Origin of the sequence: Geothermobacter ehrlichii (genome assembly GCF_008124615.1) — a bacterium.
GTDB lineage: Bacteria > Desulfobacterota > Desulfuromonadia > Desulfuromonadales > Geothermobacteraceae > Geothermobacter > Geothermobacter ehrlichii.
The window spans coordinates 72,403-87,638 of record NZ_VNIB01000004.1 but is presented as its reverse complement, the minus strand read 5'-3'; the positions used below and the strand labels follow the sequence as shown (position 1 = coordinate 87,638).

At 63.6% G+C, this 15,236-nt stretch carries 14 protein-coding genes; 4 read left to right on the top strand and 10 right to left on the bottom strand.

The annotated features are described in order from the left end of the window. The first annotated feature begins 60 nt into the window (after positions 1-60). Positions 61-1,647: a peptide chain release factor 3 gene (locus tag EDC39_RS05745; protein WP_148895427.1), complete on the top strand. Its 1,587-nt coding sequence runs from the start codon at positions 61-63 to the stop codon at positions 1,645-1,647. A 62-nt stretch (positions 1,648-1,709) separates the two neighbouring features. Here EDC39_RS05745 and EDC39_RS05740 read toward each other — a convergent pair whose 3' ends face one another. Continuing rightward, positions 1,710-2,144, bottom strand: a complete 435-nt coding sequence (locus EDC39_RS05740) for a CBS domain-containing protein (RefSeq protein ID WP_148895426.1) — start codon at positions 2,142-2,144, stop codon at positions 1,710-1,712. A gap of 169 nt (positions 2,145-2,313) precedes the next feature. Between EDC39_RS05740 and asnS the strand changes: the two genes are divergently transcribed. From asnS to wrbA, 3 genes are all read left to right on the top strand, one after another. Beyond that, a complete protein-coding gene (asnS, locus tag EDC39_RS05735) occupies positions 2,314-3,714 on the top strand; it encodes an asparagine--tRNA ligase (RefSeq protein WP_148895425.1) in 1,401 nt (466 codons plus the stop codon). A gap of 245 nt (positions 3,715-3,959) precedes the next feature. After that, positions 3,960-4,406, top strand: a complete 447-nt coding sequence (locus EDC39_RS05730; protein ID WP_148895424.1) for a DoxX family protein — start codon at positions 3,960-3,962, stop codon at positions 4,404-4,406. Positions 4,407-4,472: 66 nt separating this feature from the next. Continuing rightward, entirely contained in the window at positions 4,473-5,099 is a 627-nt protein-coding gene (wrbA, locus tag EDC39_RS05725; protein ID WP_148895423.1) for an NAD(P)H:quinone oxidoreductase, read from the top strand. Between the two features lie 16 nt (positions 5,100-5,115). Here the strand turns inward: wrbA and EDC39_RS05720 are convergent, their stop codons facing one another. The 9 genes from EDC39_RS05720 to topA all read right to left on the bottom strand — a co-directional run bounded on the left by EDC39_RS05720 (position 5,116) and on the right by topA (position 15,193). Next, on the bottom strand, positions 5,116-5,499 hold the full coding sequence (locus tag EDC39_RS05720; RefSeq protein ID WP_148895422.1) for an ArsR/SmtB family transcription factor: 384 nt from the start codon (positions 5,497-5,499) through the stop codon (positions 5,116-5,118). Between the two features lie 18 nt (positions 5,500-5,517). Beyond that, positions 5,518-5,712 carry a hypothetical protein gene (locus EDC39_RS05715; RefSeq protein ID WP_281289730.1) on the bottom strand — a complete coding sequence of 65 codons (195 nt, stop codon included), beginning with the start codon at positions 5,710-5,712 and terminating at the stop codon, positions 5,518-5,520. Positions 5,713-5,854: 142 nt separating this feature from the next. Further along, on the bottom strand, positions 5,855-7,156 hold the full coding sequence (locus EDC39_RS05710; RefSeq protein ID WP_246140188.1) for a hypothetical protein: 1,302 nt from the start codon (positions 7,154-7,156) through the stop codon (positions 5,855-5,857). Further along, the gene (locus tag EDC39_RS05705) at positions 7,153-7,788 is read right to left on the bottom strand and encodes an HAD family hydrolase (protein WP_148895420.1); all 636 of its coding nucleotides are present in this window, start codon (positions 7,786-7,788) and stop codon (positions 7,153-7,155) included. Before EDC39_RS05705 ends, EDC39_RS05710 begins: the two co-directional genes overlap by 4 nt. Before the next feature lie 10 nt (positions 7,789-7,798). Beyond that, the gene (locus EDC39_RS05700) at positions 7,799-8,485 is read right to left on the bottom strand and encodes a YggS family pyridoxal phosphate-dependent enzyme (protein ID WP_148895419.1); all 687 of its coding nucleotides are present in this window, start codon (positions 8,483-8,485) and stop codon (positions 7,799-7,801) included. After that, a complete protein-coding gene (locus EDC39_RS05695) occupies positions 8,482-9,099 on the bottom strand; it encodes a Maf family protein (RefSeq protein WP_148895418.1) in 618 nt (205 codons plus the stop codon). The genes EDC39_RS05700 and EDC39_RS05695 overlap by 4 nt, the downstream gene beginning before the upstream one ends. A 255-nt stretch (positions 9,100-9,354) precedes the next feature. After that, positions 9,355-11,391, bottom strand: coding sequence for a sensor domain-containing diguanylate cyclase (locus tag EDC39_RS05690; RefSeq protein ID WP_148895417.1), 2,037 nt, complete (start codon positions 11,389-11,391; stop codon positions 9,355-9,357). A gap of 165 nt (positions 11,392-11,556) precedes the next feature. Then, a complete protein-coding gene (gene trmFO / locus EDC39_RS05685; protein ID WP_148895416.1) occupies positions 11,557-12,879 on the bottom strand; it encodes a methylenetetrahydrofolate--tRNA-(uracil(54)-C(5))-methyltransferase (FADH(2)-oxidizing) TrmFO in 1,323 nt (440 codons plus the stop codon). A gap of 22 nt (positions 12,880-12,901) precedes the next feature. Beyond that, on the bottom strand, positions 12,902-15,193 hold the full coding sequence (gene topA / locus EDC39_RS05680; RefSeq protein ID WP_148895415.1) for a type I DNA topoisomerase: 2,292 nt from the start codon (positions 15,191-15,193) through the stop codon (positions 12,902-12,904). Positions 15,194-15,236: the final 43 nt, after the last annotated feature.

Sequence of the window (15,236 nt, the reverse complement as noted above, 5' to 3'; positions counted from 1 at the left end):
TTAACATCCACCAGTTTCGGGCCATGCGGCCCGTTTTTTTCGTTTGCGAGGAAAATCAAGGTGAGCCAGAAACTGAAGAGCGAAATCGCCCGCCGGAGAACTTTCGGCATCATCAGCCATCCCGACGCCGGCAAGACCACCCTGACCGAAAAGCTGCTGCTGTTCGGCGGCGCCATCAACCTCGCCGGGGCGGTCAAGGCCCGCAAGGCAGCCCGGCACGCCACCAGCGACTGGATGAAGATGGAGCAGGAACGCGGTATTTCCGTCACCACCTCGGTGATGAAGTTCAACTACCGCGACTACGAGGTCAACCTGCTCGATACGCCGGGGCATCAGGATTTCTCCGAGGACACCTACCGGGTGCTGACCGCTGTCGATTCGGCCCTGATGGTGATCGATTCGGCCAAGGGGGTCGAGACCCAGACCGAGAAGCTGATGGCGATCTGCCGGATGCGCAACACTCCGGTGATCACCTTCATCAACAAGCTCGATCGCGAGGGGATGAGTCCCCTCGACCTGATGGCCGACATCGAGGAGAAGCTGCAGATCGAGTGCGCACCTCTGGCCTGGCCGATCGGCATGGGCAAGCGGTTCAAGGGGGTCTACAATCTTTATCGCCGGCAGCTCAATCTCTTTACCCCGGGCCAGGAAACCCGGAACCAGGACATTCTGACCATCGAAAGTCTCGACGATCCGCGTCTTGATGAGTTGCTCGGCAGTCAGGCGGACGAGCTGCGCGAGGATATCGAGCTGCTCGAGGGGGCGGCCAACCCATTCTGTCTGGAAGACTTTCTCAAGGCACACCAGACGCCGGTCTTTTTCGGCAGCGCCATCAACAACTTCGGCGTGCGCGAGCTGCTCGACGCCTTCGTCGAGCTGGCGCCGCCCCCCGGACCGCGGATGACCGAAACCCGCGAGGTCAGGCCGGACGAGGAACAGTTTTCCGGCTTCGTCTTCAAGATCCAGGCGAACATGGACCCGATGCATCGCGACCGGATCGCCTTTTTACGCATCTGTTCCGGCCGCTTCCAGCGCGGGATGAAGGTACGCCATCACCGTATCGGCAAGGAGATCGGCCTGAACAACGCCATCATCTTCATGGCGCAGGACCGTTCCAACGTCGAGGAGGCCTGGCCCGGTGACATCATCGGCCTGCACAACCACGGCACCATCAAGATCGGTGACACCTTCACCAGCAAGGAGCCGCTCCGCTTCACCGGCATCCCCAGTTTTGCTCCCGAACATTTCCGCCGGGTGCGGCTGAAGAATCCGCTCAAGGTCAAGCAGCTCGACAAAGGGTTGACCCAGCTGGCCGAAGAGGGGGCGGTGCAGGTCTTCCGGCCGCTCATCGGCTCCGACTGGATTCTCGGCGCCGTTGGCGTGCTGCAGTTCGACGTCACCATGGAACGGCTGAAGAACGAGTACGGCGTCGAGGCCGTCTACGAGGGGATCGATTTCGCCGCCGCTCGCTGGGTCGACTGCGACGACCGGAAAAAGCTGGAGGAATTCGAGAGGAAAAACCAGGCCAACCTGGCGCGCGACGCCGAGGGGAACCTGACCTACCTCGCCTCGAGCGAGTGGCGTCTCGGCTATGTGCAGGAACAGTGGCCGGAGATCGTCTTTCACAAGACGAAGGAGCACTGCTGAGGGTTCTGGCGCGAACAGTCAACAAACACAGGGGCCTGTCGTGATGACAGGCCCCTGATTGTCTAGCCGCTGCGGATGTAGTTTTCGAGCTGGGCGATGATGAATTCCTTTTCGGCTACCTGCGCCTTGACCAGATCGCCGATTGAAACCAGACCGATCATTTCGCCCTTTTCCAGGACCGGCAGGTGCCGGCAGCGCTTGTCGGTCATCAGCGCCAGGCCTTCCTCGACCGTGTTGTCCGGCGTGATGTAGCAGACGTCGGTGGTCATGATCTTCTCCACCGGCGTGTTCAGCGAGGAGAGCCCCCGCAAGATCACCTTGCGGGCGTAGTCCCGTTCCGAGATGATGCCGACAACCTCATCGCTCCCCTTGACCACCAGGGCGCCGACGTTGTTTTCCGCCATCTTCTCCAGCGCCTGGTAGACCGTCGCACCGGACGAAATGCCGAGTACCCTGTTGCCCTTGCTGCTGATGACATCCCTGATTGTCTTGGTCATGGCGCCTCCTCATGGCATACTTTTGTGTGGCAGGGCGAAAAAGGCCTTTTTTCAAATCTAGCCGAGGCGTTCCGCTTGTCAAACGGCCGGTGGCCCGGATTGGTCGCCCGCAACCGGGCCGGAGGGTGGGACGGCCGGATGTGAAATCCGCAGAAGGAGAAGATTGCGTATGGTTCATTCACACAAGGATTCGCGCCGACGGATTGTCGAATTGTTGCGGACGGCGAAGCCCGAAGCCGGGGTCACCGTCCGGGGCTGGATCCGAACCGTCCGCCGCGGCAAGGAAGTCAGCTTTCTGGCGGTGAATGACGGCAGCTGCTTTGCCAGCCTGCAGGTTGTGGCCGACAGTGCCGGCCCCCTCGCCGGGGTTCTCGAAAAACTGTCGACCGGCGCTTGCATCGTCGCCAGCGGCGACCTGGTCGAATCGCCCGCCAGCGGTCAGGCGGTGGAGCTGAAGGCCGAGACGATCGACCTGCTCGGCGAGGCCGGTCCCGACTATCCGCTGCAGAAAAAGCGGCACAGTTTCGAGTTTCTGCGCTCAATCGCCCATCTGCGGCCGCGCACCAACAGTTTCGGCGCCGTCTTCCGGGTCCGCAGCCGCCTGGCCTTCGCCGTGCACCGCTTCTTTCAGGAGCGCGGCTTCCTCTACGTGCAGACCCCCATCATCACCGCCAGCGACTGCGAGGGTGCCGGGGAGCTCTTTCGGGTTACCACCCTCGATGCCGACAATCCGCCGCGGGAGCGGGGACGGGTCGATTTTCGCCGCGATTTCTTCGGCCAGCGAACCGGGCTGACCGTTTCCGGGCAGCTGGAGGCGGAACTGTTCGCCACCGCCTTCACCGATGTCTACACCTTCGGCCCGACCTTTCGGGCGGAAAACTCCAACACCAGCCGTCACGCCGCTGAATTCTGGATGATCGAACCGGAGATGGCCTTCTGCGACCTGGCGGCCGACTGTGACCTGGCCGAGGCGTTTCTGCGCTACCTGGTGAAGTCGGTGCTCGAGGAGTGCGCCGACGATCTCGACTTTTTCGACCAGCGCATCGAGAGGGGGCTGATCGACAGGCTGCAGGCTCTGGCCGACGCCCGTTTCGAGCGCATGAGCTATACCCGGGCCATCGAGCTGTTGCAGAAGTCGGGGCAGAGCTTCGAATTCCCGGTCGAGTGGGGCTGCGACCTGCAGTCGGAGCACGAGCGCTGGCTGACCGAACAGTTGGTCGGCGGTCCGGTCTTCGTTACCGACTATCCGAAGGAGATCAAGGCCTTCTACATGCGCCAGAACGACGACGGCAGAACCGTCGCCGCCATGGACCTGCTGGTACCGCGCGTCGGCGAGATCATCGGCGGTTCTCAGCGCGAGGAGCGTTTGGAGCGGCTCGACGCGCGTATGGCCGAGCTCGGCATGGATGCGGCGCCGCTATGGTGGTATCGTGACATTCGCCGCTGGGGCAGCTGCCCCCACGCCGGCTTCGGTCTCGGCTTTGAACGTCTGCTGATGTATGTCACCGGCATGGAGAACATCCGCGACGTCATCCCCTTCCCCCGCACGCCCGGCCACGCCGAATTCTGACCGGCCGCAGCGGACTTTCTTTCGTCGCCGGATGCGGCGAAGCCGATTCGGGTTAAACTGGAGGAGCGGCCAACTGGCCGCTCCCGGACTGCTGAAAAAGACTTGTCTGGCGGCGTTATCCATATTTCTCGGCATTCGACGTACCGTGCCAACAAGTTCGCCTTCTGCCTCGCGATTTCGGATACCTTGCCTCCCGCCTCTTTCAGCAGCCTGGCTTGTCAACCGGCTACTGAAAGAGGTTCGAAATGCTGAAAAGAATTCTGACAACTGAAAATGATGTCGCAGCCCTGGTGATGCGTCTGGCGCTGGGGCTGGTCATGCTGCCGCACGGCCTGCAAAAGACCTTCGGCCTGTTCGGCGGTCACGGTTTTGTCGGCACCTACCGGTATTTCACCGCCACCATGGGATTGCCCGGCGTGCTGGCGGTGCTGGTGATCCTCGCCGAATCCCTTGGCGCTCTGGGGCTGATCGCCGGTTTTCTCACCCGTGTTGGCGCCCTCGGCGTAGCGGCGGTGATGACCGGCGCCATCGTCATGGTCCACTGGCGCAACGGTTTCTTCATGAATTGGTTCGGCAGCCAGCAGGGGGAAGGCTTCGAGTACCATCTGCTGGCCCTGGGCCTGGCCGTTGCCCTGATGATCAAGGGGGGCGGCGCCCTGTCGGTCGATCGCGGCATCTCCAACCGGGATTGAAAAAACAGGGACAGTTCCCGTTTTTTCTGCCGCTCGACCTGACCTGAAACCAGAAGGAGAGAAACGATGACGACCCAAGTTCAGGTAGTTTTCTACAGCACCTATGGTCATGTCTACCGGATGGCCGAAGCGGTGGCCGAAGGGGCACGGCTGGTCGAAAAAACCGAGGTACGCCTGTTGCAGGTGCCCGAACTGATGTCCCAAGAGGCGCTGGAAAAATCGGGAGCCGTGGCCCCGCGCCAGGGTTTCGCCCATGTCCCGTTCGCCGACCCGGCCGATCTGGCCGAGGCGGATGCCATCATCTTTGGCACCCCGACCCGTTTTGGCAACATGGCCGCGCAGATGCGCAATTTCCTCGACCAGACCGGCGACCTGTGGATGCAGGGCAGACTGGTCGGCAAGGTCGGTAGCGTTTTCGCCTCCACCGCCACTCAGCATGGTGGCCAGGAGACGACCCTGACCAGTTTTCACACCACCCTGCTGCATCAAGGCATGATCGTGGTCGGGGTTCCCTATGCCGAACAGCGCCTGCTGAACATGGACGAGATTACCGGTGGGACCCCCTATGGGGCCACCACCCTGGCCGGAATCGACGGTTCGCGCATGCCGAGCGAAAACGAGCTGGCCATCGCCCGTTACCAGGGGCGGCATGTGGCCGAGATCGCAGCCCGGCTCAAGCGTGGTACGTCATGATCAAAAAAATGGTTGTTCAGCGATAGGAACGGTCGGGGAGAATGCCGGTCTTGCGGGGGCGGGTCACTTTCGGCCCGGGTTCGTCGAGGCGGGCCAGGTTTTCGAAATCCTTCTGGATTTCCGGCACTTCGAACAGTTCCTTCTCCAGCAGAAAGAGCATCCGTCGCTGTATGTCCATGCCCGACTTGACCAGTCGGTAGATGATCCGGACGCCGTCGCGGCGGTCGTCCACCCAGCCGGCGGCGCGCAGGTAGGCCAGATGGCGCGAGACGGTCGACTGCGGCAGCTTCAGCGCCCGGGTCAGGTCGCCGACCGAAAGTTCACCCCGGGTCAGCAGCAGCAGGATGCGCAGCCTGGTGGGATCGGACAGGGCTTTGAAAAAACGGGCGAATTCGCGCATGAACCGAATTCTATCCGTTTATCCGGATGTTTCAACCGAATTTTTCCCTTTCGTGGATTTCTCTTCCGCGTTCAGCGCCTCGTACAGGGCGATCTGCTCCGCCAGCGAGAGCTTTTTCCGGCAGCTGCCGGTGCGCAGACAGATGCGGCAGCGGTCGTCCGAACACCATTGACACATGCGGCAGTCGGGGCAGGGATGCTTTTTGTGTTCCATGCCTTTCATTCTACCCCAACCGGCAAATCGCCGTATTTTCCGGTCAAGAAATAGCGGTTCTATGGGGTCGCTTGGCAGCCGACTGTCGGGTTGAGCTGGTGGGCGGTACGGGGGGAACAGAAGGCGGTTGTTTTGTCAGCCGTTAGCGCGGCACCAGCTGTTGCAACTCAGGCGGCAGTTTCTGGCGCTGCAGGCGCAGGTAGGAGAGTTCCACCCCTTCGGCGGCCAGCAGCAGCAGAATCCCGACCAGAATGCCGGTGACGGGTAGTGGCCATCGGGTCAGCAGCGGCCAGCAGAGCAGCATGAAAAGGCATTTGACCAGGGTCGAGCGGCCGAGCTGACCGGTGCGGCGGGCGCCGGCGAACCAGCCGCGCAGCAGGTTGCTGCCGCCGTAGAGCAGCGGAAAGACGGCGCAGCAGGCCAGGGCCGGAGCCAGGTAGCGCCGCAGGTCGGGGGCAACGCCGAGCAGATCGCCCAGCACCGGCTGCGACAGGGGGCCGGCCACTACCAGCAACAGCAGACCCATGCCGCTGGCGACCCGGAAGTGGAAGCGTACCAGCGCCCGGTAATCGTCGTCCTGCCGAACAAGGGTCAGGTAGGCCTGCTGCAGGTTGCGCATGGGACCGGCGAGGAGAAAGAGCAGGCCGCGGATGACGCCGAAGGCGGCCAGGGCCATGGCGGCGTCGGGCAGCCGGCCGAGAATGGCGTTGATCAGCAGCGGAATGGTCTGCTGCAGGCACGACGACCAGGCCAGGGGAAAGGCGTAGCGCAGAATGGCGCCGGTCGATTCTTCCGCATCGTCGGCCGGCAGCGGCTGGTGGATGCGCCAGGCGAGAAAGATCATCACCAGGGTCTCGATGATCACGCAGCCGACCAGGGCGAAGGCCCCCAGGGCGGCGCCGGAGAAGTGATCGTCGCCCCAGGCGAGCAGCATGAAGAGTCCTCCCACCCGGACGCCGGTGGCCAGGGAGACCAGACCGGTGCGCCGGGCCCGGATCACCAACCCCTGGCAGAAGCCGCGCAGGCCGGTGAAGAAGGGGAGGATGAAAAGGATGCCGAGGGCCCGTCGCGCTTCCTTCACCACCTCCGGCGGAGCGCCGAGCAGCCGTTCGAGCACCCAGATGCCCACCGGCGTGAAGGCCATGAGGCCGAGCATGGCGGCGACATAGGCGGCGACCAGCAGCACGAAGAGGAGCACGCCCCGCCACGACCGGCGGCCGCGGACCATGGCGATGGTGACCGTGTGGTTCTGGTAGGAGGGAGAGGCGACGAAGAGGTGCACCACCATGGCGACGGAAAAGCCGGCCAGGGCGGTGACGTAGTCCTCGAGTCGCGCCAGTCCGCCGTTGATGACGGTATGGGAGACGCTCATCAGCTGCACATTGAGCAGCAGGGGAAAGAAGAAAAGGGCGATCTCCTTCTGTCCCAGCCGGGTTCGGGTCACGGCCCGACCCCCATCAGATCGGCCAGCTCGGCGACCGAGGCGGCCCGCAAATCGGGCGTTTCTCCGTCTTCATGGCCGTAGCCCCAGCCACAGAAGCAGCTTTTGATTCCGGCGGCCTTGGCCGCCCGCAGGTCGGTGTGGTGGTCGCCGATCATCAAAGTCCGTTCCGGCGGGATGTCGAGAACGCGCAGAACCTCGTGGATCGGTCGGGGGTGAGGTTTCTTTTCCGGGAAGCTGTCGCCGCCGACGATGATGCGGAAATGGCGGGCCAGATCGAGCCGTTGCAGGATTTCGTGGGCCATCCGGTCGGGCTTGTTGGTGACCACGGCCAGCGGACGGGGCTGCAGCCGGACGAGCAGTTCCGGAACTCCGTCAAAGGGAAGGGTGCTGTCGGTCAGGTGCTGCCGGTAGATGGCGAGGAACCGTGCCAGCCGGGTTTCGCTGAACAACCCTTCCGGCAACAGCCGCTGCAGCAAAAGCCGGGAGCCGTCGCCGATACAGGTCCTGACCCGCCCGGCGCTGACCGGCGGCAGCCCCAGCTCGCCTCGCAACTCGTTGGCGGCGATGGTCAGGTCGGGCAGGGAGTCGATCAGGGTGCCGTCGAGATCGAAGATGAAGGCCTGAAAATCCATGCCGTTATCGTCAGTTCCTCGCGCCGAAGATGGCGGTGCCGATGCGGATCAGGGTGGCACCCTCTTCGATGGCGGTTTCGAAGTCGTGGCTCATGCCCATGGAAAGTTCCCGCATCTCGACGCCGGGCAGGCCGGCCGCCGCGATCTGCTCCGCCAGCCGGCGCAGCCGGCGGAAGTAGGGGCGGACATCCTCCGGATTCTCCGCGTAGGGCGGCAGGGTCATCAGGCCGCGGATGCGGACCCCCGGCAGCTCGGCGATCTGCGGGACCAGTTCCAGCACCTCGTCCTCGGCGGCGCCGCGCTTGCTCTCCTCGCGCGCCAGGTTCACCTGCAGCAGAATGTCGGCGACGCTCGCCTCTTTCTGCCACTGGCGACTGATCTCGCGCGCCAGGCTCAGGCGGTCGACCGAGTGGATCAGCGTCACCCGTCCGCGCAGGTACTTGACCTTGTTGCTCTGCAGGCCGCCGATGAAGTGCCATTCGACCGGCGCGGCGACCAGCGGCGCCTTCTCCATCAGTTCCTGCACGTAGCTTTCGCCGAACAGCTGCTGGCCGGCCCGGTGGGCCTGTTCGATGTCGGCGGCGGGTTTTTTCTTGCTCACCGCGACCAGTCGCACATCGTTCGGATCGCGGTCGCAGCGGGCGCAGGCGTTTTCGATTCTCCGCCGGATGGCGGCAAGGCGTTCGCTGATGGTCATCTTTGCCTCCCCGGATTGGCCAGCGGACGGGCGGCTCCCATCCGCTGCAGAGTGTCGAGCAGTTCGCACAGCGGCAGGCCGACGACGTTGGTGTAGCTGCCTTCGATGCGGCGGACCATGAAGGTGCCGATGCCCTGGATGGCGTAGGCGCCGGCCTTGTCGGCCGGTTCGCCGGTGGCGATGTAGGCGGCGATGTCCGCCTCGGAAAGCTCGCGGAAAAAGACCTCGGTGCAGACCGCCTCGGCTTCGCAGCGATTCCGCTCGCGGTCGTAGACGGCATAGCCGGACCAGACCTGGTGTTGCCGGCCCGACAGACTGCGCAGCATGGCCGCCGCCTCGATCTCGTCGGCCGGTTTGCCGAGGATGCGGTCGTCAAGCACCACGACCGTGTCGCTGCCGATAAAAAACCGGCCCGGCTGCCCGGGCCGGCCGGCGACTTCGCGGGCCTTGGCCTCGCTCAGTCGCCTGACATGTCCGGCCGGGGACTCCCCGGCGATTTCGTCTTCGCTGATGTTGGAGGGCACCACCGAAAAGGAGATGCCGACCCGTTCGAGCAGTTCGCTCCGCCGCGGCGACGCCGAGGCGAGAACCAGTTGCGATGCGCTGTCTGTCATGCGTGAGATTCCCCGCTGAGGTGGTCTGGATGAAACCTGAATCAGCGAGCTCATCACCGGCGGATAGCGCAAGTCATTGACCTGTCTGTGTTTCCCAAGAATCGCCGGCGAACCTGTGGGTGCACATGTGATTTTTGGGAAACCCATTCAGGCCAGGCACTTGCACTCTCCATCCGGCATGAACCCACTGATTCAGGTGAGAAACTGATTGTAGTTGGAAGTGCCGCGGATGACAAGACGGCGGGCAACGGAGGGTCAGATGAAGACGATCTTCTCCCGTCCGATGGCGGCGTCGAAGACCTGCACCTGGTTGCGGCCCTTCTCCTTGGCCTTGTAGAGGGCCCGGTCGGCGGCGTCGAGCAGGGCTTCGGCGGAATCGCCGTCGTGGGGATAGCTGGCCAGGCCGATGCTGACGGTCAGGCGTCCGCCGGGCAGGTAGTCCTCCTGGTAGAAGGACTCGCGTTCGATGCTGTGCCGGATGCGCTCGGCCGCCAGTCGGGCCGGTTCGGAGCCGGTTTCGGGCAGCAGGATGCAGAATTCTTCGCCGCCGTAGCGGGCGACGGTGTCCATCTCGCGCGCCGACCGGCGCAGCATCTGTCCCAGTTTTTTCAGCGCCTTGTCACCGGCGATGTGGCCGCAGCGGTCGTTGTAGAGCTTGAAGTGGTCGAGGTCGAGCATCAGCACCGAAAATTCCTGCTTCTGCCGGCTGCTGCGGTTCAGCTCCTCTTCCAGCCGCTGGTCGAGGAAGCGTCGGTTGTGCAGGCCGGTGAGGGCGTCGTTCCAGGAGAGCTTTTCCAGCAGGCTGGCGCGCTCCAGGGTGTCGGCCCGCTTGACCAGGCCGCCGGCATGTTCGAGGAACTGCTCGAGCACTTTCATGTCGGCGACGGTGAAGGCGCTTCGGTCCTGCTTGTCGCTCAGGTTGAGAACGCCGACGATCTTTCCCTCGCAGCAAAAGGGCAGGCTGATGAAGGAATGGGTTTCGAAACGGGGGCGTTTTTCCTGGATGAACCTCTTGTCCTGGTTGATGTCGTGCACCAGTATGGGGCTGCCGGTGGCGGCGACCTGTCCGGCGATGCCCTGGCCGCGTTGCAGTTTCAGGTTGCGCGCCAGCTGCTTGTTCAGCCCCAGGGAGGCGGTAATCACCAGTTTCTTCTGGCTGTCGTCGAACAGCATCAGCGATCCCTTGCCGGCGTCGCACAGCTCGGCTGCCATTTCCACCACCCCCTGGTAGAAGTGTTGTGAATTTTCCAGCTGGGCCAGGCGGCTGATCATGCCGACCAGTTTTTTCGACCGGTTGCTTTCTTCTTCCCGGTTCTGTCGCCGGCGCAGGCGCACCAGCTTGTCGGCCACCCGGCCGGCAAGCAGCTCGATGATCATCAGGTCACGGGTGGCCAGCTCGGTGTCGAACAGGGAGAGAAAACCGATCAGCCGGCCGTCGACTACCAGCGGCAGGCAGGTCAGGTGGTCGGTTTCGAGATAGGGAAAGAGTTTTTTCAGCTTTTCCCCGCGCAGCACCAGGATGCGGTGGTGTTGGTGGCGCAGCAGCTCGCTGCTGCGCTGTGGACCGAGGCGGATGGCCCCGTTGTCGAGACCGAGAATCCCCTTGAGCACCAGCTGTCGTTTCTTGCCCTGCGGATAGAGGATGGCGATGCGCGGAACGTTGAACAGGATGGTCAGGGTTTCGCTGAGCAGCTCCAGCACCAGGTCGACGCTGCTGGCCCGGTCGATTTCCGGACCGAGGTCGGAAACGGTGTTGATCAGGTCGATGGTCCGCTCGTAGGCGCGGACGTAGTAGTTGTCCCGGCCGAGCAGCGGCATGATGTTGTAGATGTTGTCGACGACCTTCTGGACGTCGAGGCGGGTGACGCAGGGCAGGCGTTCCCACTCTTCGAGAAAGTAGATGCCGTTGAGCCTGTGCTCGCGGATGAAGTTTTCGAGGTGCTCGAGGTCGACGAATTTTTCCCGCACGCCGCCGCCGAGCAGCAGACAGTCTTTCTGTTGCAGATCCTTGAAGGGGATGACGAAATTCAGCAGGCCGGTGGCGCAGCGGAAGATGCGCGATCGGCAGTTTTCGGCGGCGCGGGTGGTTTCGTCGATGTAGGTCTTGTGGCAGGAATCGACACAGAGCCAGCTTTCGCCGAACAGGCCGCACATGCGCGTTCGGTCGCCCCGTTTGGCGATCAGTTCCGATGCGCTGAAGACGGCGAGATTGTAGTCCCTGATGAAGGAGAATTCCCGCAGGGTGTCCAGCATCTCGACCGGGTCGGCAATGATACAGGCTTCGTTCGACATGTCTCCCCTGTGAACACGGCCCGGCGGTCCTGGTGGCGGTCGTTTCCCTCGTTTATGGAACGGGATCTTTCAGGACCGAATATATCAACAATAAAGGAAAGGGGCCGGTTCGACAAGAAGTTAGGGGACTTTCCCGGCGGGGGAGCAGCGAAAGCGGGTTCGGGATCAGCTGTCGGCCGGGGGGCGGCCGGCCCAGGCGTCCAGGTCGCGCAGGGCCCGCTCGGCCAGAGCCAGACGCTTTTCGCTGCGCTTGCGGATCTTCCTCTCCAGCGGAGGAAAGAGACCGTAGGTGACGTTCATTGGCTGGAAGTCGGCCGGATCGCTTTCTTGCAGGTGGGTCAGCAGGGCTCCGAGGGCGGTGGTCGGCGGTGGCGGCAACGGCTGGCGGTCGCGGGCCAGGTCGCTGACGAAACAGCCGGCGAGATAGCCGCAGGCCGCCGATTCGACGTAACCTTCGACGCCGGTGATCTGGCCGGCGAAGAGCAGGTGCGGTGCTTCGTTCAGCTGCAGCCAGCGGTTCAGGCAGCGCGGAGCGTTGATGAAGGTGTTGCGGTGCATGCTGCCGAGGCGGGCGAAGCGGGCCTGTTCCAGGCCGGGGATCATGCGGAAGATGCGCCGCTGTTCCGGCCAGGTCAGCTTGGTCTGGCAGCCGACCATGTTGTAGAGCTCGCCGCTGCGGTCGTCCTGCCGCAGCTGAACGACGGCGAAGGGCTCGCGGCCGGTGCGCGGGTCGGGCAGGCCGACCGGCTTGAAGGGGCCGAAGGCGAGGGTCATCTCGCCCCGTTCGGCGAGCACCTCGATCGGCATGCAACCTTCGAAATGAACGGCCTTTTCGAAATCGCGGGTCGGTACCTTTTCGGCGGCGACCAGTTCCGCGACCAGCTTCAGGTAGGTGTCCCGGTCGAGGGGGCAGTTGATGTAGTCCTTGCCGCCCCGGTCGTGGCGCGAGGCGCGCCAGGCGATGGTCAGGTCGATGGATTCGGCTTCGACGATGGGTGCGATGGCGTCGTAGAAGTAGAGATGTCGCTCGCCGGTGAGCCGGCGGATGTCCTCGGCCAGCGCGTCGCTGGTCAGCGGACCGCTGGCGACGACGGTCCAGCCCTGCCGCGGCAGTTGCCTCACCTCGCCGCGCACGACGTCGATCAGCGGATGGTGCTCGACGGCTTCGGTGACGGCGGCGGCGAATTCCTCCCTGGCCACGGCCAGGGCGCCGCCGGCGGGAATGGCGGTCTTGTCGGCACAAGCGATAAAAAGGCTGCCCAGCCGGCGCAGCTCTTCCTTGAGCAGGCCGACGGCATTGTTCAGACCGGCGCCGCGCAGGCTGTTGGAGCAGACCAGCTCCGCCATCTGGTCGGAGTGGTGGGCTGGACTCTTGCGCTCCGGTTTCATTTCGCACAGCACCACGGGAATGCCGCGCCGGGCGATCTGCCAGGCGGCCTCGGTACCGGCGAGACCGCCGCCGATGACGGTTATCGGGGTGTCGGGCATGGAAAAAAAAGGCGATTTCCGCTCATTTTTTGGCGGCCGGTTTTTCCGGTGGCACCAGGGTTTCCTGGAAATCGCAGTCCTCCCTGGGACATTTGCGCACCGTGCCGTAGCGCTTGGTGGTCTTTTCAGTGGTGATGGCGAAGCCGCACTTCGGGCAGGGCTCGGCCTTCGGCAGATCCCAGAGGGCGTACTTGCACTTGGGATAGTCGCCGCAGGAATAGAAAACCTTGCCCCGCTTGCTGGTCTTCTCCATCAGCTCGCCGTTGCCGCACTCGGGACAGGTGATGCCGAGCCCCTTCGGCTTGACCAGAGGCTGGATGTTGCGGCAGTCGGGATAGGCGCTGCAGGCCAGATACTTGCCGTAGCGGCCCTGCTTGATCAGCATCTTCGCGCCGCATTTGTCGCAGCTCTGGTCGGAATAGACCGGTTCTTCCGGCTCCTGCTTCTGGTCGGCGGCCAGCGGTTCGGTATGTCGGCAGTCGGGAAAGCCGCTGCAGGCGAGAAACTTGCCGCGCCGCCCGAGCTTGATGACCAGGCCGCGGCCGCACTCCGGGCAGTCGCGATCGGTCTTTTCGGTGGTGACCTCCGCCTTGCTGACCTCCTGCTCCTTTTGCCGCAGCAGGTTGATGAACGGCTCCCAGAATTCGCGCAGCACCTGGCGCCACTGCTGTTCGCCGCGGGAGATGGCGTCGAGGCGCTCCTCCATGCGGGCGGTGAAGTCGTAGTCGACGTACTGGGTGAAATGCCTGGTCAGCAGGTCGCTGACCACCATGCCGGTGTCTTCGGGGTAGAAGGTTCTTTTCTCCAGCCGGACATACTTGCGGTTGACCAAAGTCTGGATGATGGAGGCGTAGGTCGAGGGACGGCCGATGCCGTTCTCCTCCAGGGTCTTGACCAGGCTCGCTTCCGTGTAGCGCGGCGGCGGCTGGGTGAAGTGCTGTTCGGGCAGCAGCTGCTGCAGTTCGAGGGTCTCGTCCTGCTGCAGGGGAGGCAGCAGACCGCTTTCTTCATCCTGCGGCTCGTCGGTCCCCTCGGTATAGAGCTGCATGAAGCCGGGGAAGCGGATCACCTGGCCGGTCGCCCGCAGGGTGAAGCGGTCGGCGGCGATGTCGACGGTGGTGGCGTCGAGCACGGCGGCGGCCATCTGCGAAGCCACCGTGCGCATCCAGATCAGGCGATAGAGCTTGTACTGGTCGGGTGAGAGGAATTTCTTCACCTCCTCCGGGGTGCGCCGCAGGCTGGTGGGGCGGATGGCCTCGTGCGCTTCCTGGGCGTTCTTGGCCTTGTTGCGGAAGGCCCGCGGCCGGGCGAGGGCGTATTCGTCCCCGAACCGCTCCCGGATCAGTTCCCGGGCCTCGTCGGTGGCGACCCTGGAGAGGACCACCGAGTCGGTTCGCATGTAGGTGATCAGGCCGACCGGGCCTTCGCCGATATCGATCCCCTCGTAGAGCTTTTGCGCCAGCTGCATGGTCTTGCGGGCTGAAAAGCCGAGTTTGCGGCTGGCTTCCTGCTGCAGGGTGCTGGTGGTGAAAGGCGGTGCCGGATTGCGCTTTTTCTGTTTTGTTTCCAGGCTGGCAACCCGGTAGGTCTGGCCAGAGAGCTGCTGCACCAGCTGTTCCGCCTCCTGCCGGCTGCCGATGGCCAGCTTGTCGAGCTTCTTGCCGTCGACGGCGTGCAGCCTGGCCTTGAATACCTTTTTCGACTGGCCGCTCAGCTCGGCTTCGATGCTCCAGTATTCCCGGCTTTCAAAGGCATTGATCTCTTTTTCCCGTTCGCAGATCAGACGCAGGGCGACCGACTGCACCCGTCCGGCGGACAGGCCGTAGCGGATCTTCTTCCATAGAAAGGGAGAGAGGTTGAAGCCGACCAGGTAGTCGAGGATCGAGCGTGCCTGCTGAGCGTCGACCAGCGGCGCGGAAATGCTGCCGGGATGGGCCAGGGCCTCGCGGATGGCGTCGCGGGTGATTTCGTGAAAGGTCACCCGGCTGACTCGGGGGCTGCCGGTGTCCGGATCGATGCCGAGCGCCTGCAGCAGATGCCAGGCGATGGCCTCGCCTTCGCGGTCGGGGTCGGTTGCCAGGATCAGTTCGTCGGCGTTTTTCGCCTTTTTTTTCAGGCTGGCAATATGCTTGCGGCTTTCGGGCAGGATCTGGTAGCGCGGTTCGAAATCGTTGTCGACATCGACCGATCCCTGCTTGCTCGGCAGGGCCCGGACATGACCGTAGGACGCCAGGACCTTGTAGCCGGGACCGAGGAATTTCTCGATGGTTTTCGCCTTGGCGGGCGATTCGACGATGACCAGTGATTTAGCCATGGGCTGTTCGGTTCTCTTTGCCGGAAAGTCGGGTCAAAATCAA

Bases quoted from the DNA above. Each gene is read 5' to 3' on its own strand.
- EDC39_RS05695 (WP_148895418.1), bottom strand. From the start codon at position 9,099: ATGACAGACAGCGCATCGCAACTGGTTCTCGCCTCGGCGTCGCCGCGG.
- EDC39_RS05730 (WP_148895424.1), top strand. From the start codon at position 3,960: ATGCTGAAAAGAATTCTGACAACTGAAAATGATGTCGCAGCCCTGGTG.
- asnS (WP_148895425.1), top strand. From the start codon at position 2,314: ATGGTTCATTCACACAAGGATTCGCGCCGACGGATTGTCGAATTGTTG.
- EDC39_RS05705 (WP_148895420.1), bottom strand. From the start codon at position 7,788: ATGGATTTTCAGGCCTTCATCTTCGATCTCGACGGCACCCTGATCGAC.
- EDC39_RS05700 (WP_148895419.1), bottom strand. From the start codon at position 8,485: ATGACCATCAGCGAACGCCTTGCCGCCATCCGGCGGAGAATCGAAAAC.
- EDC39_RS05690 (WP_148895417.1), bottom strand. From the start codon at position 11,391: ATGTCGAACGAAGCCTGTATCATTGCCGACCCGGTCGAGATGCTGGAC.
- EDC39_RS05720 (WP_148895422.1), bottom strand. From the start codon at position 5,499: ATGCGCGAATTCGCCCGTTTTTTCAAAGCCCTGTCCGATCCCACCAGG.
- topA (WP_148895415.1), bottom strand. From the start codon at position 15,193: ATGGCTAAATCACTGGTCATCGTCGAATCGCCCGCCAAGGCGAAAACC.
- EDC39_RS05740 (WP_148895426.1), bottom strand. From the start codon at position 2,144: ATGACCAAGACAATCAGGGATGTCATCAGCAGCAAGGGCAACAGGGTA.
- trmFO (WP_148895416.1), bottom strand. From the start codon at position 12,879: ATGCCCGACACCCCGATAACCGTCATCGGCGGCGGTCTCGCCGGTACC.
- EDC39_RS05715 (WP_281289730.1), bottom strand. From the start codon at position 5,712: ATGGAACACAAAAAGCATCCCTGCCCCGACTGCCGCATGTGTCAATGG.
- wrbA (WP_148895423.1), top strand. From the start codon at position 4,473: ATGACGACCCAAGTTCAGGTAGTTTTCTACAGCACCTATGGTCATGTC.